The 20,003-nt window shown below is 72.4% G+C and carries 18 protein-coding genes; 11 read left to right on the forward strand and 7 right to left on the reverse strand.

Annotated elements, in window-relative coordinates:
* Positions 1 to 32 precede the first annotated feature (32 nt).
* From ACGF5C_RS03055 to ACGF5C_RS03070, 4 genes are all read left to right on the forward strand, one after another.
* Positions 33 to 971 carry an ABC transporter permease gene (locus ACGF5C_RS03055; RefSeq protein ID WP_393296199.1) on the forward strand — a complete coding sequence of 313 codons (939 nt, stop codon included), beginning with the start codon at positions 33 to 35 and terminating at the stop codon, positions 969 to 971.
* A complete protein-coding gene (locus ACGF5C_RS03060) occupies positions 964 to 1,920 on the forward strand; it encodes an ABC transporter permease (RefSeq protein ID WP_350703975.1) in 957 nt (318 codons plus the stop codon). The genes ACGF5C_RS03055 and ACGF5C_RS03060 overlap by 8 nt, the downstream gene beginning before the upstream one ends.
* 113 nt (positions 1,921 to 2,033) lie before the next feature.
* A complete protein-coding gene (locus ACGF5C_RS03065) occupies positions 2,034 to 3,071 on the forward strand; it encodes an ABC transporter ATP-binding protein (protein ID WP_393296201.1) in 1,038 nt (345 codons plus the stop codon).
* The gene (locus tag ACGF5C_RS03070; protein ID WP_393296203.1) at positions 3,055 to 4,083 is read left to right on the forward strand and encodes an ABC transporter ATP-binding protein; all 1,029 of its coding nucleotides are present in this window, start codon (positions 3,055 to 3,057) and stop codon (positions 4,081 to 4,083) included. The genes ACGF5C_RS03065 and ACGF5C_RS03070 overlap by 17 nt, the downstream gene beginning before the upstream one ends.
* 147 nt (positions 4,084 to 4,230) lie before the next feature.
* Here the strand turns inward: ACGF5C_RS03070 and purH are convergent, their stop codons facing one another.
* Both purH and purN read right to left on the reverse strand, forming a co-directional pair.
* Positions 4,231 to 5,802 carry a bifunctional phosphoribosylaminoimidazolecarboxamide formyltransferase/IMP cyclohydrolase gene (purH, locus tag ACGF5C_RS03075; RefSeq protein WP_363701137.1) on the reverse strand — a complete coding sequence of 524 codons (1,572 nt, stop codon included), beginning with the start codon at positions 5,800 to 5,802 and terminating at the stop codon, positions 4,231 to 4,233.
* Positions 5,799 to 6,419 carry a phosphoribosylglycinamide formyltransferase gene (purN, locus tag ACGF5C_RS03080; RefSeq protein ID WP_393296205.1) on the reverse strand — a complete coding sequence of 207 codons (621 nt, stop codon included), beginning with the start codon at positions 6,417 to 6,419 and terminating at the stop codon, positions 5,799 to 5,801. The genes purH and purN overlap by 4 nt, the downstream gene beginning before the upstream one ends.
* Positions 6,420 to 6,601: 182 nt before the next feature.
* On the opposite strand from purN, the gene ACGF5C_RS03085 reads away from it, so the two are divergent.
* Together ACGF5C_RS03085 and ACGF5C_RS03090 are read left to right on the forward strand one after the other, a co-directional pair.
* Positions 6,602 to 6,904, forward strand: coding sequence for a CD225/dispanin family protein (locus ACGF5C_RS03085; RefSeq protein ID WP_393261458.1), 303 nt, complete (start codon positions 6,602 to 6,604; stop codon positions 6,902 to 6,904).
* Between the two features lie 20 nt (positions 6,905 to 6,924).
* Positions 6,925 to 7,596, forward strand: a complete 672-nt coding sequence (locus tag ACGF5C_RS03090) for a DUF4190 domain-containing protein (protein WP_393296207.1) — start codon at positions 6,925 to 6,927, stop codon at positions 7,594 to 7,596.
* A 92-nt stretch (positions 7,597 to 7,688) separates the two neighbouring features.
* Here the strand turns inward: ACGF5C_RS03090 and ACGF5C_RS03095 are convergent, their stop codons facing one another.
* The gene (locus tag ACGF5C_RS03095; RefSeq protein ID WP_393296209.1) at positions 7,689 to 8,981 is read right to left on the reverse strand and encodes a DUF6350 family protein; all 1,293 of its coding nucleotides are present in this window, start codon (positions 8,979 to 8,981) and stop codon (positions 7,689 to 7,691) included.
* Between the two features lie 156 nt (positions 8,982 to 9,137).
* Between ACGF5C_RS03095 and ACGF5C_RS03100 the strand changes: the two genes are divergently transcribed.
* A complete protein-coding gene (locus tag ACGF5C_RS03100) occupies positions 9,138 to 9,404 on the forward strand; it encodes a hypothetical protein (protein WP_357694308.1) in 267 nt (88 codons plus the stop codon).
* A gap of 46 nt (positions 9,405 to 9,450) precedes the next feature.
* Here ACGF5C_RS03100 and sucD read toward each other — a convergent pair whose 3' ends face one another.
* The 3 genes from sucD to ACGF5C_RS03115 form a co-directional block, all read right to left on the reverse strand.
* Positions 9,451 to 10,338 (reverse strand): succinate--CoA ligase subunit alpha, encoded by an 888-nt coding sequence (gene sucD / locus ACGF5C_RS03105; protein WP_393296210.1) that lies wholly within the window; start codon positions 10,336 to 10,338, stop codon positions 9,451 to 9,453.
* A gap of 2 nt (positions 10,339 to 10,340) precedes the next feature.
* Entirely contained in the window at positions 10,341 to 11,519 is a 1,179-nt protein-coding gene (gene sucC, locus ACGF5C_RS03110) for an ADP-forming succinate--CoA ligase subunit beta (protein ID WP_393296212.1), read from the reverse strand.
* A gap of 501 nt (positions 11,520 to 12,020) precedes the next feature.
* Positions 12,021 to 12,425 (reverse strand): cobalamin B12-binding domain-containing protein, encoded by a 405-nt coding sequence (locus ACGF5C_RS03115; RefSeq protein WP_350684229.1) that lies wholly within the window; start codon positions 12,423 to 12,425, stop codon positions 12,021 to 12,023.
* A gap of 442 nt (positions 12,426 to 12,867) precedes the next feature.
* Between ACGF5C_RS03115 and ACGF5C_RS03120 the strand changes: the two genes are divergently transcribed.
* Together ACGF5C_RS03120 and ACGF5C_RS03125 are read left to right on the forward strand one after the other, a co-directional pair.
* A complete protein-coding gene (locus tag ACGF5C_RS03120; RefSeq protein ID WP_393296214.1) occupies positions 12,868 to 13,563 on the forward strand; it encodes a M23 family metallopeptidase in 696 nt (231 codons plus the stop codon).
* A gap of 296 nt (positions 13,564 to 13,859) precedes the next feature.
* Positions 13,860 to 14,621, forward strand: a complete 762-nt coding sequence (locus ACGF5C_RS03125; protein ID WP_393296216.1) for a M23 family metallopeptidase — start codon at positions 13,860 to 13,862, stop codon at positions 14,619 to 14,621.
* A gap of 57 nt (positions 14,622 to 14,678) precedes the next feature.
* Here the strand turns inward: ACGF5C_RS03125 and pcrA are convergent, their stop codons facing one another.
* On the reverse strand, positions 14,679 to 17,084 hold the full coding sequence (gene pcrA, locus ACGF5C_RS03130; protein ID WP_393296218.1) for a DNA helicase PcrA: 2,406 nt from the start codon (positions 17,082 to 17,084) through the stop codon (positions 14,679 to 14,681).
* Positions 17,085 to 17,360: 276 nt separating this feature from the next.
* Here pcrA and ACGF5C_RS03135 point away from each other — a divergent pair, with 276 nt between their 5' ends.
* Both ACGF5C_RS03135 and ACGF5C_RS03140 read left to right on the forward strand, forming a co-directional pair.
* Complete coding sequence (locus tag ACGF5C_RS03135; protein WP_393296220.1) at positions 17,361 to 19,211, forward strand: bifunctional metallophosphatase/5'-nucleotidase; 1,851 nt, start codon at positions 17,361 to 17,363, stop codon at positions 19,209 to 19,211.
* A gap of 266 nt (positions 19,212 to 19,477) precedes the next feature.
* A complete protein-coding gene (locus ACGF5C_RS03140) occupies positions 19,478 to 19,867 on the forward strand; it encodes a chorismate mutase (RefSeq protein WP_350704000.1) in 390 nt (129 codons plus the stop codon).
* Positions 19,868 to 20,003 lie beyond the last annotated feature (136 nt).

Consider the following 20,003-nt stretch of genomic DNA (forward strand, 5'->3'; position numbering starts at 1 on the left):
CTCTTCACCCTTTTTCAGAGAGACTGCCAAGTATGTTCCGCTTCATCCTGAGGCGTCTGCTCCAGATGGTCCTCGCGTTCTTCGGAACCACGCTGATCGTCTACGCGCTGATGTTCGCCGGCCAGGGCGACCCCATCCAGGCGCTGGCCGGGGAGCGCCCGGTCACGGCCGCGCAGCGGGCATACCTGACGGAGAAGTTCCACCTCGACCAGACCGGGGTCGGCGGCTTCTTCTACCGTTACTTCGACTACATCAAGAACCTTCTGCAGGGCGACCTCGGACAGTCGCTGACCGGGCGCTCGATCGGCGACATCCTCGCCGCCGCCTGGCCCGTCACGGTCAAGCTGGCGCTGATCGCCATGGCCGTCACCATCGTCTTCGGGGTCACCGCGGGCGTCCTCGCCGGCATCCGGCGGGCCAGTATCTTCGACAACTCGACGCTGCTGCTGACCCTGCTGGTGCTCGGCATCCCCACGATCGTGCTCGCCCCCCTCGCCCAGTACCTGTTCGGCGTCAAGTGGCAGCTCTTCCCGCCCACCGCCGGCGCCGACCCCGACCTGTACGCGCTGCTGCTGCCCGGCATCGTGCTCGGCTCCCTCTCGCTGGCCACCGCGCTGCGGCTGACCCGGACCTCGGTGGCGGAGAACCTGCGCGCCGACTACGTCCGGACCGCCCGCTCCAAGGGACTGGCCAAGCGGCGCATCGTCAGCGTCCACGTGCTGCGCAACTCGCTCATCCCGGTGGTCACCTTCCTCGGCGTCGAACTGGGCAACCTGATGAGCGGCGCGATCATCACCGAGGGCGTGTTCAACATCCCCGGTGTCGGCTTCAACCTCTTCCGTGGCATCCGCACCGAGGACGGCCCGCTGGTGGTGGGCATCGTCAGCGTGCTCGTCGTGGTCTACCTCCTCTCCAACCTGGTGGTGGACGTCCTGTACGCCGTACTCGACCCGAGGATCCGCTATGAGTGACTTCGAGACTGTCGCTGCTTCGGAGAACCAGGCCGCGCGGCGGGGGCCGTCGGGCGAGCCGGGCGCGCCGGGTCAGGCGGGCGTACCGCAGAAGCCGCGCAGCCTGGCCGGCGACGCCTGGCGCGACCTGCGCCGCAACCCGATCTTCTGGGTCAGCCTCGCCCTGGTGGTGCTGGTCGCCGCCATGGCCGCCGTCCCCGGCCTGTTCACCTCGAACGACCCCCGCGACTGCGTGCTGGCCCGCCAACACGCCGGCCCGTCCGGCGGGGCGATCTTCGGGTACGACTTCCAGGGCTGCGACACGTACTCCCGGGCGGTGTACGGCGCCCGCGCGTCGTTGCTGGTCGGTGCCCTCTCCGCCCTGCTCACCGGCCTGATCGCGCTGGTCGTCGGGATGGTCGCCGGCTACTTCGGCCGCTGGGTCGACGCGGTGCTCTCCCGGGTGATCGACATCGTGCTCGGCATCCCGCTGCTGCTCGCCGCGATCGTGCTGCTGAAGCGGGTGAACAGCGACAGCTCCGCGGTGCGGATCGGTGCGGTGATCTTCGTGCTGGCGATCCTTGGCTGGACCACCGCCGCCCGCGTCGTCCGCTCCTCGGTGATCACCGCGAAGGAGCAGGACTACGTGGCGGCGGCCCGGATGCTCGGCGCCGGCGACGGCCGGATCATGCTGCGGCACATCCTGCCGAACGCGCTCGCCCCGGCGATCGTGGTGCTGACCATCGCGCTCGGCTCGTTCATCGCCGCCGAGGCGACGCTCTCCTTCCTCGGCATCGGCCTGAAGGCGCCGACGATCTCCTGGGGCATCGACATCGACGCCGGACGGGTGCACATGCGGGAGTCGGCCACCCCGCTGGTCGTCCCCTCGACGTTCCTCGCGCTGACCGTGCTGGCGTTCATCATGCTCGGCGACGCGATCCGCGACGCGTTCGACCCGAAGCTGCGGTGACGGATGCGAACGAGCGCAGCGAGCCCCGCAGTCGCGAGCGAAAGGCAGGAACCCGTGCGAGCGCGAGGAGTGAGCGCAGCGAGCCCCGCAGTCGCGAGCGAAAGGCAGGAACCGTGAGCCAGTCCGCCGTCCGGCCGACGCCGGCCTCCCCGACGCCCGAGGGCGGGCACCTGTTGGACGTACGGGACCTGCACGTCGAGTTCCGCACCGGCGAGGGCGTGGCCAAGGTGATCAACGGGGTCTCGTACCACCTCGACCCCGGCGAGACGCTCGCCGTGCTCGGCGAGTCCGGCTCCGGCAAGTCGGTCACCGCGCAGGCGATCATGGGCATCCTCGACACTCCCCCGGCGCTGATCCGCTCCGGTCAGATCCTCTACCAGGGTCGGGACCTGCTGAAGCTGTCGGAGGAGCAGCGCCGGCAGGTGCGGGGCAAGGAGATCGCGATGATCTTCCAGGACGCCCTCTCCGCGCTGAACCCCGTCTTCCCGGTGGGCTGGCAGATCGGCGAGACGCTGCGCCAGCGCGAGGGCATGTCCAAGGCGGACGCCCGCCGGCGGGCCGTCGAGCTGATGGACCTGGTGAGGATCCCGGCCGCCGCCAACCGGCTCGGGGACTACCCGCACCAGTTCTCCGGCGGTATGCGCCAGCGCGTCATGATCGCGATGGCGCTGGCCATGAACCCGAAGGTGCTGATCGCCGACGAGCCGACCACCGCGCTGGACGTCACCGTGCAGGCCCAGATCATGGACCTGCTGGCCGACCTGCGCCGCGATCTCGACATGGCGATGATCCTGATCACCCACGACCTCGGCGTGGTCGCCGGCGTCGCGGACCGGATCGCCGTCATGTACGCCGGCCGGATCGTCGAGCACGCCGACGTCCGCTCGCTGTACCGGGCGCCGGCCCACCCGTACACGAAGGGGCTGCTGGAGTCGATTCCGCGGATGGACGTGCGGGGTCAGCAGCTCTCCACCATCAAGGGGCTGCCGCCCAACCTGATGCGGATCCCGTCCGGCTGCCCCTTCCACCCCCGGTGCCCGTACGTGCAGCAGGTCTGCGTGGACGTGGTGCCGCACGACCTGGTCCTCGGCGACGGCCGGACCAGCGCGTGCCACTTCGCGCAGGAGGTCCGTGATGACAGCGCCCGCTAGCCCGACCAAGGTCCGGGGCGAGACGATCCTCGCCGTCGACAACCTCGTCAAGCACTTCCCGATCCGCCAGGGCGTGCTGTTCCAGAAGCAGGTCGGCGCGGTCAAGGCCGTCGACGGGGTCAGCTTCGAGCTGCGCCGCGGCGAGACCCTCGGGGTGGTCGGCGAGTCCGGCTGCGGCAAGTCCACCCTGGCCCGGCTGCTGATGCGGCTGGAGACGCCGACCGCAGGCCGGGCCACCCTGGAGGGCCGGGACCTGTTCAGGGCCTCCGGCGGCGAGCTGCGCCGGCTGCGGCGCAACATGCAGATGGTCATGCAGGACCCGTACACCTCGCTGAACCCACGGATGACGGTCGGCGACATCATCGGCGAGCCGTTCGAGATCCACCCCGACGCGGCGCCGAAGGGCAGCCGGCGGCAGCGGGTGCAGGAACTGCTCGACGTGGTCGGCCTCAACCCGGAGCACATCAACCGGTACCCGCACCAGTTCTCCGGCGGTCAGCGGCAGCGCATCGGCATCGCCCGGGCGCTCGCCCTGCGGCCCGAGATCATCGTCTGCGACGAGCCGGTCAGCGCCCTGGACGTGTCGATCCAGGCGCAGGTGATCAACCTGCTGGAGCAGCTTCAGGACGAGTTCGGCCTGTCGTACATCTTCATCGCCCACGACCTGTCGGTGGTCCGGCACATCTCCGACCGGGTCGCGGTGATGTACCTCGGAAAGATCGTGGAGATCGGTACCGAGGACGAGATCTACGAGCGGGCCACCCACCCGTACACCCAGGCGCTGCTGTCGGCGGTGCCGGTGCCGGACCCGGACGCCCGCGACCAGCGCACCATGATCCGGCTCACCGGGGACGTGCCGAGCCCGGCCGACCCGCCGAGCGGCTGCCACTTCCGCACCCGCTGCTGGAAGGCCCAGGAGGTCTGCGCCCGCGAGGAGCCGCACACGGTGCTCCGCGCTGCGGACCCGCACCCCTCGGCGTGCCACTTCGCCGAACTCCGCCCCACCCCCTAACCCACCCTCACACCCGCACCCGCACCCGCACCCGCACCCGCGATCTTGCACTTTGTGCCCGCGAAGCTTCGTCCCGTATGCCGGGGCACAAAGTGCAAGATCGCCGGGAAGCGAGGGGTAGAGGGGGCGAGGGGCGGGAGCTTGGGGTCAGTGGAAGAAGTGGCGGGTGGCGGTGAAGTACATGGTGACGCCGGCCTGCTTGGCGGCGGCGATCACCTCCTCGTCGCGGATCGAGCCGCCCGGCTGGACGATCGCGCGGACGCCCGCGTCGATGAGGATCTTCGGACCGTCGGCGAACGGGAAGAACGCGTCGGAGGCGCAGACCGCGCCGCGGGCGCGTTCCGCCCCGGCCCGGCTGACCGCGAGCTGCGCCGAGTCGACCCGGTTGACCTGGCCCATCCCCACGCCGACGGTCGCCCCGTCCTTCGCCAGCAGAATCGCGTTGCTCTTCACCGCGCGCACCGCCCGCCAGGCGAAGGCCAGGTCACGCAGGGTCGCCTCGTCGGCCGCCTCGCCCGCGGCCAGTCGCCAGTTGGCCGGGTCGTCGCCGTCGGCGTCGATCCGGTCCGCCATCTGCACCAGCACGCCCCCGGTGACCTGCCGCCACTCGGCCGGCAGCGGGTCGAAGGCCGGCGCACGCAGCAGCCGGATGTTCTTCTTGCCCTGGAGCACCTCCACGGCGCCCTCGTCGAAACCGGGCGCCACCAGCACCTCGGTGAAGATCTCCGAGACCTGCCGGGCCAGCTCGACCGAGACCGGCCGGTTGACCGCGATCACCCCGCCGTACGCGGACACCGGGTCGCAGGCGTGCGCCTTGCGGTGCGCGTCGGCCACGTCGGCGCCGACGGCGATGCCGCACGGGTTGGCGTGCTTGATGATCGCCACCGCCGGCTGGTCGGCGAAGTCGTTGGCCGCCCGCCACGCGGCGTCCGCGTCGACGTAGTTGTTGTACGACATCTCCTTGCCGTGCAGCTGCTCCGCTTGGGCGAGCCCGGCGGGGCTGGACGGGTCGACGTAGAGGGCCGCCGCCTGGTGCGGGTTCTCGCCGTAGCGCAGCACCGCCGAGCGGCGCAGCGACAGCCCGGCGAAGCCCGGCCAGCCGTCCTGCTCGGGCGCCAGCACGGCGGCGCACCACTCGGCCACCGCCACGTCGTACTCGGCGATGACCGCGAACGCCTGGGCGGCCAGCACGCGGCGCTGGGCCAGCGTGAAGCCGCCCGCGTCGAGCGCGGCGAGCAGGGCCGGGTACGCGGCCGGATCGGTCACCACGGCGACCGAGGCGTGGTTCTTGGCGGCCGCCCGGACCATCGCCGGCCCGCCGATGTCGATCTGCTCGACGCACTCCTCGACGCCCGCGCCGGAGGCGACCGTGGCCTGGAACGGGTAGAGGTTGGAGACCAGCAGGTCGATCCCCGCGATGCCGTGCTCGTCGAGCTGGGCGGCGTGCGAGTCCTTGCGCAGGTCGGCGAGGAGACCGCCGTGCACCTTCGGGTGCAGCGTCTTGACCCGGCCGTCGAGGATCTCCGGGAAGCCGGTCACCGCCTCCACCGGGGTCACCGGCACTCCGGCTTCGGCGATGGTCGAGGCCGTGCTGCCGGTCGAGACGATCTCCACCCCGGCCGCGTGCAGCGCCCGGGCCAGCTCGACCAGTCCGGTCTTGTCGTAGACGCTGACCAGCGCCCGCCTGATCGGGCGGCGTTCGTCCTGAGTGGAACTCACGGGACCGTGACCTTTCTTCCGGTGATCGTCCAACCTTCGCGGACCAGGCGGCCCACCTGCTCGACGAGCTGGTGCCGCTCGGCGTCCTTGATGCGCTCGGTGAGCGTCTCCACGTCGTCGTCGTCGCGCACCGGCACGGCGACCTGCGCGACGATCGGGCCGGTGTCCATACCGGCGTCGACGAAGAACAACGTCGCCCCGGTGACCTTCACGCCGTAGGCGAGGGCGTCGCGCGGACCGTGGATGCCGGGGAACGCCGGCAGCAGCGTGTTGTGCGTGTTCAGGTAGCGGTCGCCGAAGGCGGCCAGGAAGCGCGGGCCGACCAGCTTGAGGAAACCGGCGGAGATGACCAGGTCGGGCCGGTGCTCGGCGACGCGGGCGGTCAACGTGGCGTCCCAGTCCTCACGGGTGGGGTGGTCGGTGACCCGCTCGACGAAGGTCGGCACACCGGCCGCCGCGGCCCGGTCCAGCCCGGCGATGCCGTCGCGGTCGGCCCCGACGGCGACCACCCGGGCCCCGTACGCCGGATCGGCGCAGGCGTCGAGCAGGGCTTGGAGGTTGCTCCCGGAGCCGGAGACGAGGACGACGATGCGGGCGGCGGACGCGGGCTCGGTCACCTGACCAGCCTATCGGGCAGGCCGGCGGTTCCATCCGCTGGGCAGCGCGACATTCACCGACGACGTGATTGGGCAGAACCGGGTACGCTGCCGGTCGCTCGGGACCGGCGCGCGCGTCCGGCCCGCACCCGTCAGTGATCCGGCACCCCAGAGGTGTCGAGTGGAATGAGGAGTACGCCGATATGCAGCCCGGATACCAGCCGCAGCAGCAACCGCCGGTCAACAACAACATGGCGATGTCGATCGTCGCCATCTTCCTCTTCTGGCCGCTGGCCATTCCGGCCATCATCAACGCCTCGAAGGTGAACACCCTGCTGCAGCAGGGCGACTACGCCGGGGCCCAGGCCGCGGCCGCCGAGTCGAAAAAGTGGTCCAAGTGGGCGCTCATCGTCGGCATCAGCTGGTACGTGATCGTTCTGGTGTGCTGCCTGCTCGGTGGCCTCGCCGGATTGGCTGGCGGCGGCAGCTCGGCCAGCACCTACTGACAGAACTGCGAGGAGTTCGCATGCAGCCCGGTTACCCCGGTCAGGATCCCTACGGTCAGCAGCCGCACCAGGATCCGACCGCGCCGCACCACGACCCGTACGCCCCGCCGGCGGCGGCGCCGTACGGTCAGCAGCCCATTTCCGGGCAGCCGAACGACCCGTACGCCGCACCACAGAACCCCTACGGCCAACCGCCGACCTCCGGCCAGCCCTACGGCCAACCGCCGACCTCCGGCCAGCCGTACGGCCAGCCGCCGACCTCCGGCCAGCCGTACGGCCAGCCGCCGACCTCCGGCCAGCCCTACGGCCAACCGCCGACCTCCGGCCAGCCCTACGGCCAGCAGCCGTACCAGGATCCGTACGCCCAGCAGGCGTATCCGCCGCCGCCCATGTACCCGAACGCCGGGTTCGCCGGCAAGGGGCCGGGGCAGCAGCAGAACACCCTCGGCCTGGTGTCGATGATCCTCGGTATCGCGTCGATCCCGCTGGTCTGCTGCTACCTCGGCATCCCGCTGGGCATTGCCGCCGTGGTCACCGGCTGGATGGGCAAGCAGAAGGCCGCCCAGGGGCTGGCCGACAACCAGGGTCAGGCCCTCGCCGGCCTGATCTGCGGCGCCATCGGCGCCGTGCTGGGCCTGCTCCAGATCGTCCTGCTGTTCGTCGGATTCAGCATGGACGCCTACCAGCCCTGACCGGCACGGCACGAAAGGGGCGTCGCGGCTCGTCCGGGGCGCCCCTTCGGCGTACCGGAGGGTCGAGCCGGCCCGTGGGCGTGCGGCGGGTGTCAGCGGGGCGCGGAGCGGGAGAGAACACGGGTCGCGGCGGCGCCCAGCAGCGCGCCCACCGCGATGACCGCGGTCGCCACGCCGGCCACCTGCCAGGCGACGGGGCCCACCTCGGCCAGCCGGCCGCCGCCCAGCGACCCGGCGGATGCCGCCGCGGCGGCGCCCAGCAGCACGCCGGCCACCGGACCGGCGAGCGCCGCCGGCCCGAGCAGCGGGCCCCAGCGCAGCGGCGCCCGGTCGTCGGCGGCGATCCGGAGCAGCCGGCGGGCCAGCAGCCAGCCCGCCGCCATCCCGGCGAGGACCGGCACCGCGAGCAGGGCCGCCCCGATGCCGTCGACCGGACCGCGCGGCAGCCCCGCCAGCAGCGGGACGGCCGGCAGCGCGCCGACGGACACCTCGCTGGTGCGGACCGCCGTGTCCGTGCCGACGGCGAAACCCGGCCCGAGCAGGTAGCTGACCGACCAGATGGTGGCGTTGGGCGCGTAGGCGAGGCTGACCAGGGTGATCCCTGCCTGCCCGGCGACCCCGGTGCGATAGGCCCCGATGAGGTCGGCGGCGTCACCGCCCCCGGTGGCCACGGCGAGCCCCGCCGCCCCGCCGCCCGCGGCGAGCAGCAGCAGGCCGGCGACCAGCCCGGTGCGGATCCCGTCCCGCAGCGGCTCCGGGAACCGCGCGGCCAGCAGGCCGGCGACGCGGGTCGTCCGGGCCGAGCCGACCAGGGCGGCGAGCGTGCCCAGCACCGCGAGGGTGACCCCGGCGCGGACCGGTGACACCCCGGGGCCGCCCGCGCCGGCCAGCACCGCCGCGAGCACGCCGATCAGCGCGTACGCGATGCCGACCGCGCCGGCCGCGACGACCGCCTGCCGGGGCGACCCCCCACCGCGCGCGCCGATCGCCCGGCTGGTGTGCACGCCCGCCCGGGTCAGTCGCCAGACCACCAACGCGGTCAGCGCCAGCGGGGCAAGCCCGAGCGGGCCGGCACCGGTGTCGAGCGGGACGCCGTGCCCGAGCAGCCAACCGGCCAGCCCGGCGCGGAGCGCGCCCGGCACGGAGGCGGCGTCCTCGCTGAGCTGGAACAGCCAGAGCACGACCACCACCGGCAGCCACGAGGTGAGCGCCGCCCAGCCGGCGGCGACCGCCGCGGCGACGGCCAGCGGGGCGCGGCTGCGAGGAGGCTCGCCGCTGCGCGGCGCGGGCACCCGCCGGCCCCGCCCGGCGGGCGCGGCCGGCCGGGCGTCGGTGCCGGTCTCGACGCCGGGGCGGCTCGGCTGATCAGGGGTGACGGAGGACATCGGGTCTACTCTGGCATGCCGCGCGCGCGGTGGCAGTCCGATACCGCTCCCGAGCGGCGGCGAGTTCCGTGATCCACCGTCTCCCGCCCCCGATCCGGTCTAGCCTCGGCCCAGGGACGCGACCGAAGTCGCGGCACCGACGTCCGGAGGGAAGCCGTGAACGCTCCGTACCCGCCGCCACCGCCGCCACCGCCCGCGGCAGGCCAGGACCGCACCACGCTCTGGGGTGTGCTCGGCATCATCCTCGGCCTGCTCTGCTGCGGCATCCTGGGGATCGTCTTCGGCTACCTGTCGATCCGGGACGCCAAGCGCTTCGGCCAGTCGCCGGTGCTCGGCTGGCTGGCGATCGCGTTCGGCGTGCTCAACATCATCGGCAGCGGCATCCTCTGGGCCGGCGGCAACTACCCGCTCTACAACGACTGAGGGCCGACCGCGAACGGTCGGCCCCCTGGTCGTATACCAGCCTGGGTCAGCCGGCGGACATGATCTCCCGCATCAGCTTGGCGGTCTCGGTCGGCGTCTTGCCGACCTTGACGCCGACAGCCTCCAGCGCGCTCTTCTTGGCCTCGGCCGTGCCGGCGGAGCCGGAGATGATCGCGCCGGCGTGCCCCATGGTCTTGCCGGGGGGCGCGGTGAAGCCGGCGATGTAGCCGACCACCGGCTTGGTCACGTTCGCCTTGATGAACTCGGCGGCCCGCTCCTCGGCGTCGCCGCCGATCTCACCGATCATGACGATCGCGTCGGTCTCCGGGTCGGCCTCGAACGCGGCCAGCGCGTCGATGTGTGTGGTGCCGATGATCGGGTCGCCGCCGATGCCGACGCAGGTCGAGAAGCCGATGTCGCGCAGCTCGTACATCATCTGGTAGGTCAGCGTGCCGCTCTTGCTGACCAGGCCGATGCGGCCGGTGCCGGTGATGTCGGCCGGGATGATCCCGGCGTTGGAGGCGCCCGGCGAGGCGATGCCCGGGCAGTTCGGCCCGATGATCCGGGTCCGCTCGCCCTTGGCCACGTTGTACGCCCAGAACGCGGCGGTGTCGTGCACCGGCACGCCCTCGGTGATCACCACGGCCAGGTCGATCCCGGCGTCGATCGCCTCGACGACCGCGCCCTTGGTGAACTGCGGCGGCACGAAGATCACGGTCACGTCGGCACCGGTCTGCGCCATCGCGTCCGCGACGCTGGCGAAGACCGGCAGCTCGGTGCCGTCGAAGTCGACGGTCTGGCCCGCCTTGCGCGGGTTGACGCCGCCGACGACGTTGGTGCCCGCGGCGAGCATCCGCCGGGTGTGCTTGGAACCCTCGGAACCGGTCATCCCCTGGACGATGACCTTCGAGTCCTTGGTCAGCCAGATAGCCATTGTCAGACCCCCGCAGCCGCCAGCTCGGCGGCCCGCTCGGCCGCGCCATCCATCGTGTCCACCCGCTGGACCAGCGGGTTGTTCGCGCCGTCGAGGATCGCCCGGCCGGCCTCGGCGTTGTTGCCGTCGAGGCGGACGACCAGCGGCTTGGTGACCTTCTCGCCGCGCTGTTCGAGCAGGGCCAGCGCCTGCACGATGCCGTTGGCGACCTCGTCGCAGGCGGTGATGCCGCCGAAGACGTTGACGAAGACGCTCTTCACCGACGGGTCGGACAGGACGATCTCCAGCCCGTTCGCCATCACCGCGGCGCTCGCGCCGCCGCCGATGTCGAGGAAGTTGGCCGGCTTGACGCCGCCGTGCCGCTCGCCGGCGTACGCGACCACGTCGAGGGTCGACATGACCAGGCCCGCGCCGTTGCCGATGATGCCGACCTCGCCGTCGAGCTTGACGTAGTTGAGGTCCTTTTCCTTGGCGGCCTGCTCCAGCGGGTCCACCGCGGCCTGGTCGACGAGCGCCTCGTGGTCCGGGTGCCGGAAGCCGGCGTTCTCGTCCAGGGTGACCTTGGCGTCGAGCAGCAGCATCTTGCCCTCGCCGGTCTTGGCCAGCGGGTTCACCTCGACCAGCGTGGCGTCCTCGGCGACGAAGGCCTTCCACAGGCCCACGGCGACCTCGACGACCTGGTCGGCGACCTCGGCCGGGAAGCCGGCGGCGGCGACGATCTCACGCGCCTTCGCCTCGTCGACGCCGGTGTTGGCGTCGATCGGGGCCTTGACGACCTTCTCCGGGGTGTCGGCGGCGACCTGCTCGATGTCCATGCCGCCCGCGACGCTGGCGATGCAGAGGAAGGTGCGGTTCGCCCGGTCGAGCAGGTAGGAGAAGTAGTACTCCTCGGCCACGTCCGCGGTCACGGTGATCATGACCTTGTGGACCGTGTGACCCTTGATGTCCATGCCGAGGATGTCGGTGGCCCGGGCCACCGTCTCATCCGCGCCCTCGGCCAGCTTCACGCCGCCGGCCTTGCCCCGGCCGCCGACCTTCACCTGCGCCTTGACGACCACCCGACCGCCGAGGCGTTCGGCGATCGCGCGGGCCTCCTCCGGGGTCGTGGCGACGCCGCCGGCGAGCACGGGCAAGCCGTGCCGCTCGAACAGGTCCCGCCCCTGGTACTCGTACAGGTCCACGTTTGCGCGTCCCGTCCCGTCTCCGCGGCGCGCCGTCGCGCCGCCACCAGCGTTATGGAAAACAGTTTGACGCCTGTCATCAGTTGAAACAGGCCATTGGGCGCAGCCTAGCGAGGTGGACACCGGCCGCAACCGAGCGGGTGCGCGGTGTGCGGTAATGCACAGCCAGCGGCGTCGCGCCCGCCTTTCCGCGACTTCGGGCCCCGACGTCAGCCGTCCGGACGATGTTGTCCGGGCTGCGTAACCCCTCTGCGGGGGCGTCGTTGAGTCAGGTGTCGGAGCGCTGATGCAGCGCGGCGACGGGAGACGGCCGATGCCCTGTCGGTCGAGGGGTGGCGGCGGGGCATCGTGCATAGAGGGGCCGGACGTGTGAGGGGTGCGTCCGGCCCCTCCCCCTGTCCGGCGTCAGCCGTCGATCGGCCCGAGTCGTCTGTGCCCCGTCAACCACCCCGGGTCTGTGCACAGCACATCCTCGCCCTCCGGCGGGATGCTGACCGACGGTCAGGCGACCGGCTGCGCGACGTTCTCCCGGACCCACTCCACGATCGAGGCGGTGGTGGCGCCCGGCGTGAAGATCTTGGCGACGCCCAGCTTCTGCAACTCGGGGATGTCCGCGTCGGGGATGATGCCGCCGCCGAAGACGACGATGTCGCGGGCGTCCCGCTCGCCGAGCAGCTCCACCACCCGCCGGAAGAGCGTCATGTGCGCCCCGGACAGCACGGAGAGACCGACCGCGTCGGCGTCCTCCTGGATCGCGGTCTCCACGATCTGCTCCGGGGTCTGGTGCAGGCCGGTGTAGATGACCTCCATACCGGCGTCCCGGAGGGCACGCGCGACAACCTTGGCGCCACGGTCGTGGCCGTCCAGGCCCGGCTTGGCGACGACGACCCGAACACGAGAGCTCATCTGCGCATCCCTTTCACCGGCTCCGCGGCTTCACCTGAACGAACGGTAACCCGCCCCGCCCGGCCCGGGAAATCCGGGCGGCGAAGCGCACGGCACACCGGCCGGCGACACTCGGGGGAGGCTGCCGCCGCAGACGGTACGCCTGCCGTAGATGATCACCGCCGTCAAGCCGGACGACTCCGCCGTTCGGTCACGCTGCGCGACGAACGGGCAGTTACAGGGGCGCCGTTCGACGGGAACGAGGCATGACAATCACGGACGCAAAGGGACAGAACGCAGTAGCAATTCGGCGCTTCGGCTTGTGACAGGCCTGGTGGTTGGCTAACGTGTCCACGGTTGTCATCAGGTCCACGGACGGGTGACGACGCGGCCAGCCGACGTTCATCGGAGCTTCACGAGCGTCGAGGAAGCCGCATCGGATCCCCGACAACGGAGGGTGTGCGTGCGCCAGCGCCTGTCGTCTGAGCCCGATCGATATCGCGGCCGCCGCCGCGTACCCACCCCCCCGCGTAGCCGCTACGCCGCCGTCGTCACCACCGCGTTCGTCGGGGCCGGCATCGTCGCCCTCGGCGCGGGAGCCATGCCGGACGCCAAGAGCGTCAGCCCGTCGGTCCTCGACGAGCTCAAGGCCGCCTCGACCGTCAACCAGGACGCCGCGGCCCGCGCCGACTCCGCCGACCGCGCCTCTCGCGACAGCGACCGCGCCGGGGCCAAGGAGACCGCCGAGACCGAGGTCTGGCGGCTCCCCCTCCAGGACTACGAGTTCAACACCCCCTACGGCATGCGCTGGGGCAAGCTGCACACCGGCGTCGACCTGGTCGCCCCCGAGGGCACGCCCTACGTCGCCATCCACGCCGGCACGGTCACAAAGGCCGGCTGGTTCGGCGGCTACGGCTACGCCGTGATCGTCCAGCACGCCGACGGCAGCGAGGCGATCTACGGCCACTCCTCCGCACTGAGCGTGCAGCAGGGGCAGCAGGTCAAGGCGGGCGACCAGCTCGGCCTGGTCGGCAACACCGGCCACTCCTACGGCTCCCACCTGCACCTGGAGGTGCATGTCAAGGGCGAGCCGCTCGACCCGGTGCCGTGGCTCCAGGAGCGCAACGTGGACATCAAGCTACAAACCGAGGCATTCTAACGGCGAGGTTGGCCGCGTCCTGACGCTGCGTACCGACCGCTGACCGCCCGGATCTGTCGATCCGGGCGGTTTTTCGTGCGTCGGCGGCAGGCGAAAGTCTGCTGGATCACAGCCGCGAGTGTGACCGGCGCCACGGCCGACCATGATCACTTATCGCTACCAAAGCCCCAACTCGGGAGTTAACGGACAGCACCGGCCACCGTCGCTCCGTCCCGACCCGATCCCCCTACCCGCTGCCGACTCCACCGACACCAGTATTTCGAGGTCAAGTGCCCCTCGATCAGTGAAGGTCCGCCGTGCAGGAAGACACTCAGAACGAGAACACCCCCGATGCCCCCGCCCGGCACCGGAGGCGAGCCGGCGGCCGCACCCGAGTGATCGTCGCCGCGGCGGCCCTGGTCGGCCTCGGTCTCGGCGGCGCCGCCTTTGCGGCCACCGGCAACGACGAGCCCTCCGTCCCGGCCGCCGTCTCCCTCGACGCGCAGGCCCGCGCCGAGGCCGCCGACCGCGCCGACCGGTCCGCCCGCGAGTCGGCCGTCCCGGCCACCCCCTCGGCCAGCCCACCGCCGAGCCCCACGACGGCCAGCCCGTCGGCAAAGCCCAGCCCGAAGGCGACCACCGCCAAGCCGACGCCGAAGAAGACCAGCAAGCCGAAGCCGAGCTGGGTCGTCCCGATGAAGGGCGCCGCGATCACCTCCTGCTACGGCCCGCGCTGGGGCACCCTGCACGCCGGCATCGACTTCGCGCTGCCCGCCGGCACCCCGGTCCGCGCCGCCTTCGGCGGCACGGTCACCAAGGCCGGCGACGTCGGCGACGGGTACGGCATCTCCGTCGTCGTCGACCACGGCAACGGCTACCTGACCCACTACGCCCACCTCAGCACCGCCAAGGTGGGCGTGGGCGACAAGGTGGGCGCCGGCGAGACCATCGGCCTGGAGGGCTCCACCGGCGACTCCACCGGGCCGCACCTGCACTTCGAGGTCCACCAGGGCCAGATGTGGAACCAGATCGACCCGGCGCCGTTCCTGCGCGCCCGGGGCATCGACGTGGCCTGCTGACCCGTACCGACCGGGACGGCCCGGTCCGGCGCGCCGCCGGGCCGGGCCGTGGCCGTCTCAGAGCTTGTCGATCGGCGCGTGCCGCAGCACCAGCCACATCGTCTGGTCGCCGAAGTCGATCTGCGCCCGGGCGCCCGGGCCGTGCCCCTCCACCGCGAGCACCCGCCCCAGGCCGTAGCGCTGGTGGTTGACCCGGTCGCCGGCGGACACCTTCGGCCCCTGCGGCAGTTCGCTCGCCGTGGTCAGCCGGCTGGCGTCGACGCCGAGCCGCTTCGCCAACTGGGCGGCCTTGGGGGTGCCGCCGTTGAAGCCGCCGCGCCCGCCGGGCACCCGGTCCGCGCGGCCCCCGACGCCGCCGCCCCCGCCGGCCCACGAGGTGTACGACCCCTCGGTGCGCTCCCAGCGGACCAGCTCCGGCGGCAGCTCCTCAAGGAACCGGGACGGCGGGTTGTAGGACGGCTGCCCCCACGCCGAGCGGGTCACCGCCCGGGAGAGGTAGAGGCGCTGGCGGGCGCGGGTGATGCCCACGTACGCCAACCGGCGCTCCTCCTCCAGCTCCCGGGTGTCGCCGAGCGAGCGCAGGTGCGGGAAGACGCCGTCCTCCAGGCCGGTCAGGAAGACGACCGGGAACTCCAGCCCCTTGGCGGTGTGCAGCGTCATCAGGGTGACCACGCCCTGGTGGTCCGGGTCGTCGGTCGGCACCTGGTCGGCGTCGGCGACCAGCGCGACCTGCTCCAGGAAGCCGGCCACGGTGGCCCGCTCCCCCTCCTCGCCGGTCGCCTCGATCCGCTCCGTGTACTCCCGGGCGACGCTGACCAGCTCCTGGAGGTTGTCGACCCGACCGGCATCCTGCGGGTCGAGGCTCTCCTCCAGCTCGGTGAGGTAACCCGAGCGGGTCAGCAGCGCCTCCAGCACCTCCTCCGGGGTGCCGGTCTCGGCCAGCTCGCGGGCGCCGTCGAGCAGGTCGACGAAGTCCGCGATGCCGTTGGCCGCCCGGGTGGAGATGCCCGGCGCGTCCTTCGCCCGCCGCAGCGCCGCGCCGAACGAGATCCGGTCCCGGCTGGACAGGGCCTCCACGCACGCCTCGGCGCGGTCGCCGATGCCCCGTCGGGGGGTGTTGAGGATCCGGCGCAGGCTGACCGTGTCGTCGTCGTTGACCACCGCGCGCAGGTAGGCCAGCGCGTCGCGGACCTCCTTGCGCTCGTAGAAGCGCACCCCGCCGACCACCTTGTAGGGCAGGCCGACCCGGATGAACACCTCCTCGAAGACCCGGGACTGGGCGTTGGTGCGGTAGAAGACGGCCACGTCACCGGGGCGGGTCTCGTCGGCGTCGACCAGCCGGTCGATCTCCCGGGCCACCCAGTCGGCCTCGGCGTGCTCGGTGTCCGCCACGTAGCCGACGATCCGCTCGCCGGCGCCCGCCTCGCTCCACAGCCGCTTCGGCTTGCGGGAGGTGTTGCGGTCGATCACCGCGTTGGCGGCGTTAAGAATCGTCTGGGTCGAGCGGTAGTTCTGCTCCAGCAGGATCGTGCGGGCGTCGCTGAAGTCGCGCTCGAACTCAAGGATGTTGCGGATCGTCGCACCGCGGAACGCGTAGATGGACTGGTCGGCGTCGCCGACCACGCACAGCTCCGCCGGCTCGATCCCCTCCGTGCCCGAGACCAGCTCCTTGATCAGCACGTACTGGGCGTGGTTGGTGTCCTGGTATTCGTCGACCAGCACGTGCCGGAACCGCCGGCGGTAGCTCTCCGCGACGTGCGGGTGGGACTGGAGCAGGTGCACCGTCGTCATGATCAGGTCGTCGAAGTCGAGCGCGTGCGCCTCGCGCAGCCGCCGCTGGTAGAGCGTGTAGGCCTCCGCCAGCGCCCGCTCGTTGGGGCCCTTGGCGCGGCCCGCGAACTCCTCCGGGTCGACCAGCTCGTTCTTCAGGTTGGAGACCTGTGCGGCGAGCCCGCGCGCCGGGTAGCGCTTCGGGTCGAGGTCGAGCTCGCGGGCGACCATCTGCATCAGCCGGCGGGAGTCGTCCGCGTCGTAGATCGAGAAGGTCGACTTCAGCCCGGCGTGCTCGTGCTCGGCGCGCAGGATGCGCACGCACGCGGAGTGGAACGTCGACACCCACATCAGCCGGGCACGCGGGCCGACGAGGTGCGCGACGCGCTCCTTCATCTCGCCGGCGGCCTTGTTGGTGAAGGTGATCGCGATGATCTCGCCGGGGTGCACGTCCCGGGCGGCCAGCAGGTAGGCGATCCGGTGGGTGAGCACCCGGGTCTTGCCCGAACCGGCGCCGGCCACGATCAGCAGCGGCGAGCCGGCGTGGGTGACGGCGTCGCGCTGCGGCCCGTTGAGGCCCTCGACCAGGGCCTGCGGGTCGAGGCGGGCAGCGGCGGACCCCGGCCGGTGCGGCGGGGTCGGGGCAGGCGCCGGCGCGGGCGGGGACACGGGGATGTCGAAGAGAGGATGCATCGCACGGCGAGTCTATGCCGCCGGCCGGACACTTCCCCGCCGTGTGGACCCCGGCGCGACCGAGCCGTCATCGGCGGACCGGCCGCGCCGAGGGCCCCGACCCGCCCGAGCGCCCGCCCGAGCGACCGGACGGGCCCCCGGGCGGGCTGATCCGGCGGGGCGGGCCGGGTTGAGACGAAGATGTCACCCTGTCCCGTCTGGTGCCGCCGGCCCGAGTACAGAACGATGACGGTGAAAATCCGACTCCTTCCCCCGTACACGACTGGGAGAACGACCATGACTCAGCCGCGTTCGCGCGGTCGGGCGGCGCTGCGTCACCTCGCCGCGCCCGCCCTCGCGTTGGCCGTCGTCGCCACGCTGCCCACCGCTTCCCGGCCCGCCCCGGCCCCCGCCGACGACCCGTGGGCCGCCCTCGCCCCCGTCTCGGTCTCCTACGCCACCCCCACGGGCGGGGAGGTCAAGGGCAACTTCCTCAGCTACAACGACTTCCACGGCGCCATCGACCCGCCCGGCGGCAGCGGCGCGGTGGTCAACGGCACCCCGGCCGGCGGGGTGGAGTACCTCGCCACCTGGCTGAAGCGGCTGCGCGCCGAGGCCGCCGCCGAGGGGCGCGTCACCACCACCGTCGGGGCCGGCGACCTGATCGGCGCCACCCCGCTGGTCAGCGCCGCCTTCCACGACGAGCCGACCATCGAGCTGATGGACGAGATCGGGCTGGAGGTCAGCTCAGTCGGCAACCACGAGTTCGACGAGGGCGTCGACGAGCTGATCCGGATCAACAAGGGCGGCTGCCACCCGGTCGACGGCTGCCAGGACGGGGACGGCTTCGCCGGCGCGAAGTTCACGTACCTCGCCGCCAACACCGTCAGCAGGAAGACCGGGCTGCCGATCCTGCCCCCGGTCGACGTGAAGTTCGTCGGCGGCGTGCCGGTCGGCTTCGTCGGCGTGACCCTGGAGGGCACCCCGGACATCGTCAACCCGGCCGGCATCGCCTCGGTGCGGTTCACCGACGAGGTGGCGACCGCCAACAAGTGGGGCGGGCTGCTCAAGCTCTTCGGCGTCAAGGCGATGGTGCTGCTGGTGCACGAGGGCGGCGCGCAGTCGCCGCCGCCGGCCACCCCGGGCGTCTCGGACTGCGCGAACTTCTCGGGCCCGATCGTGGACATCGTCCGCGGCCTGCGGCCGGAGTTCGGGCTGGTCGTCTCCGGCCACACGCACCGCTTCTACTCCTGCTCCCTGCCGAACTCCTCCGGCGCGCGGAGCGTCGTCACCAGCGCCGGCAACAACGGCCAGCTGATCACCGACGTGGACTATTCGCTGGACCGGCGCACCGGCCGGTTCACCGGCATCTCCGCCCGCAACGTGGTCGTCGAGAACGGCGTCCGCAACCCGGACGGCACCTGGCAGCAGAGCGCGCCGGGCACGTACGTGCGCAACCCCGACCTGGTGGACCCGGCCGCCAAGACGCTGGCCGACAAGTACCGGGCGGCCGTGGCGCCCATCGCCAACCGGGTGGTGGGCCGGGTGTCGGCCGACATCGTCCGCGACGCCCGCCCCAACGGCGAGAGCCCGCTCGGTGACGTGATCGCCGACGCGCAGCTCGCGTACACCCGGTCGGCCGGGGCGCAGATCGCGCTGATGAACCCGGGTGGCATCCGGGCGTCGCTGCCGTACGCCACCTCCGCCGGCGGCGAGGCGCCGGGTGAGATCACGTACGGCGAGGCGTTCACCGTCCAGCCGTTCAACAACCTGGTGGTCACCCAGACCCTCACCGGCGCCCAGCTACGCAACGTGCTGGAGCAGCAGTTCGTCGGCTTCAACGGGCAGACCACCCAGCGCATCCTCCAGGTCTCCGCCGGGCTGACCTACTCCTACGACACCACCGCCCCGGCGGGCTCGCGGGTGAGCGCCCTGGCGCTCGACGGCGTGCCGGTCGACCCGGCGGCCAGCTACCGGGTCACCACGAACGACTTCCTGGCCAACGGCGGGGACGGCTTCACCGAGCTGCGCGCCGGCACCGGCCGCACCACGGCCCCCGGCTTCGACGTCGACGCGCTGATCGCGTACCTGGGCGCCGGCGAGCCGGTCGCCCCCGGGCCGGCCGACCGCATCACCCGCCTCGGCTGACCGGGCACGGTCCCGGCGTCGCCGCCGACGCCGGGACCGTGCCGCCGGCCACGTGTCCGGCCGAATCCTTGCGCGCGCCGGCCCTGGGTCGGCATACTCGACGGCGTGTTCGGCCAGCGCTTCTACTTTTACTACGGCACCGGGAGTCCGGCAGCCGTGGGTCGCGCCTGATCAACAGACCTACGAAAAGCCCCGGGCTCCTGGAGCCCGGGGCTTTCTCCGTCCCGGGATCCGGGCACCGGGCACCTGACGGCGAGGGGTACCCGATGATGACAGACGTGGTGGAGTCCAACGGCAGCCTGACGCGGCCCGGGGCGGGCCGGCCCGACCCGGGGGCATCCGGCCAGGTCGACGCGCCGGGCGGCGCCGACGACGCGAAGCCGGAGGCGCGCACCGGCACCGCGGAGCCGGGCGCGGCCGCCCGGATCGTGGAGATCCGGGAACGGATCGACGAGATCGACCGGGCGCTCATCGAGCTGTGGCAGGAGCGGGCCCGCCTCTCCCAGGAGGTCGGGGCGACCCGGATGGCCTCCGGCGGCACCCGGCTCGTGCTCTCCCGGGAACGGGAGATCCTGGAGCGTTTCCGGGTCGCCCTCGGCGCCGACGGCACGCAGCTCGCGCTGCTGCTGCTCCGCGCCGGCCGCGGCCCCCTGTGAGGCGTACGGGCCGGCGCGGCGGGCGGGCGGACCGTGCGGCGCGGTGGGGGCCGCGGCCTGGCCGCCGGCCGCCGCGCCCGCCCGGAAACGACGGAACCGCCTGCCGTCGTCGCGGTGACGTCGGCAGGCGGTTCCG

It is taken from the genome of Micromonospora sp. NPDC047620, assembly GCF_043205005.1.
In the GTDB taxonomy this organism is placed as follows: Bacteria; Actinomycetota; Actinomycetes; order Mycobacteriales; family Micromonosporaceae; genus Micromonospora.

Coding starts and splice junctions, on each gene's coding strand:
- ACGF5C_RS03070 (WP_393296203.1), top strand. CDS start 3,055: ATGACAGCGCCCGCTAGCCCGACCAAGGTCCGGGGCGAGACGATCCTC.
- sucD (WP_393296210.1), bottom strand. CDS start 10,338: ATGGCTATCTGGCTGACCAAGGACTCGAAGGTCATCGTCCAGGGGATG.
- ACGF5C_RS03135 (WP_393296220.1), top strand. CDS start 17,361: ATGACTCAGCCGCGTTCGCGCGGTCGGGCGGCGCTGCGTCACCTCGCC.
- pcrA (WP_393296218.1), bottom strand. CDS start 17,084: ATGCATCCTCTCTTCGACATCCCCGTGTCCCCGCCCGCGCCGGCGCCT.
- ACGF5C_RS03140 (WP_350704000.1), top strand. CDS start 19,478: ATGATGACAGACGTGGTGGAGTCCAACGGCAGCCTGACGCGGCCCGGG.
- ACGF5C_RS03085 (WP_393261458.1), top strand. CDS start 6,602: ATGCAGCCCGGATACCAGCCGCAGCAGCAACCGCCGGTCAACAACAAC.
- ACGF5C_RS03095 (WP_393296209.1), bottom strand. CDS start 8,981: ATGTCCTCCGTCACCCCTGATCAGCCGAGCCGCCCCGGCGTCGAGACC.
- ACGF5C_RS03090 (WP_393296207.1), top strand. CDS start 6,925: ATGCAGCCCGGTTACCCCGGTCAGGATCCCTACGGTCAGCAGCCGCAC.
- ACGF5C_RS03060 (WP_350703975.1), top strand. CDS start 964: ATGAGTGACTTCGAGACTGTCGCTGCTTCGGAGAACCAGGCCGCGCGG.
- ACGF5C_RS03055 (WP_393296199.1), top strand. CDS start 33: ATGTTCCGCTTCATCCTGAGGCGTCTGCTCCAGATGGTCCTCGCGTTC.
- ACGF5C_RS03115 (WP_350684229.1), bottom strand. CDS start 12,425: ATGAGCTCTCGTGTTCGGGTCGTCGTCGCCAAGCCGGGCCTGGACGGC.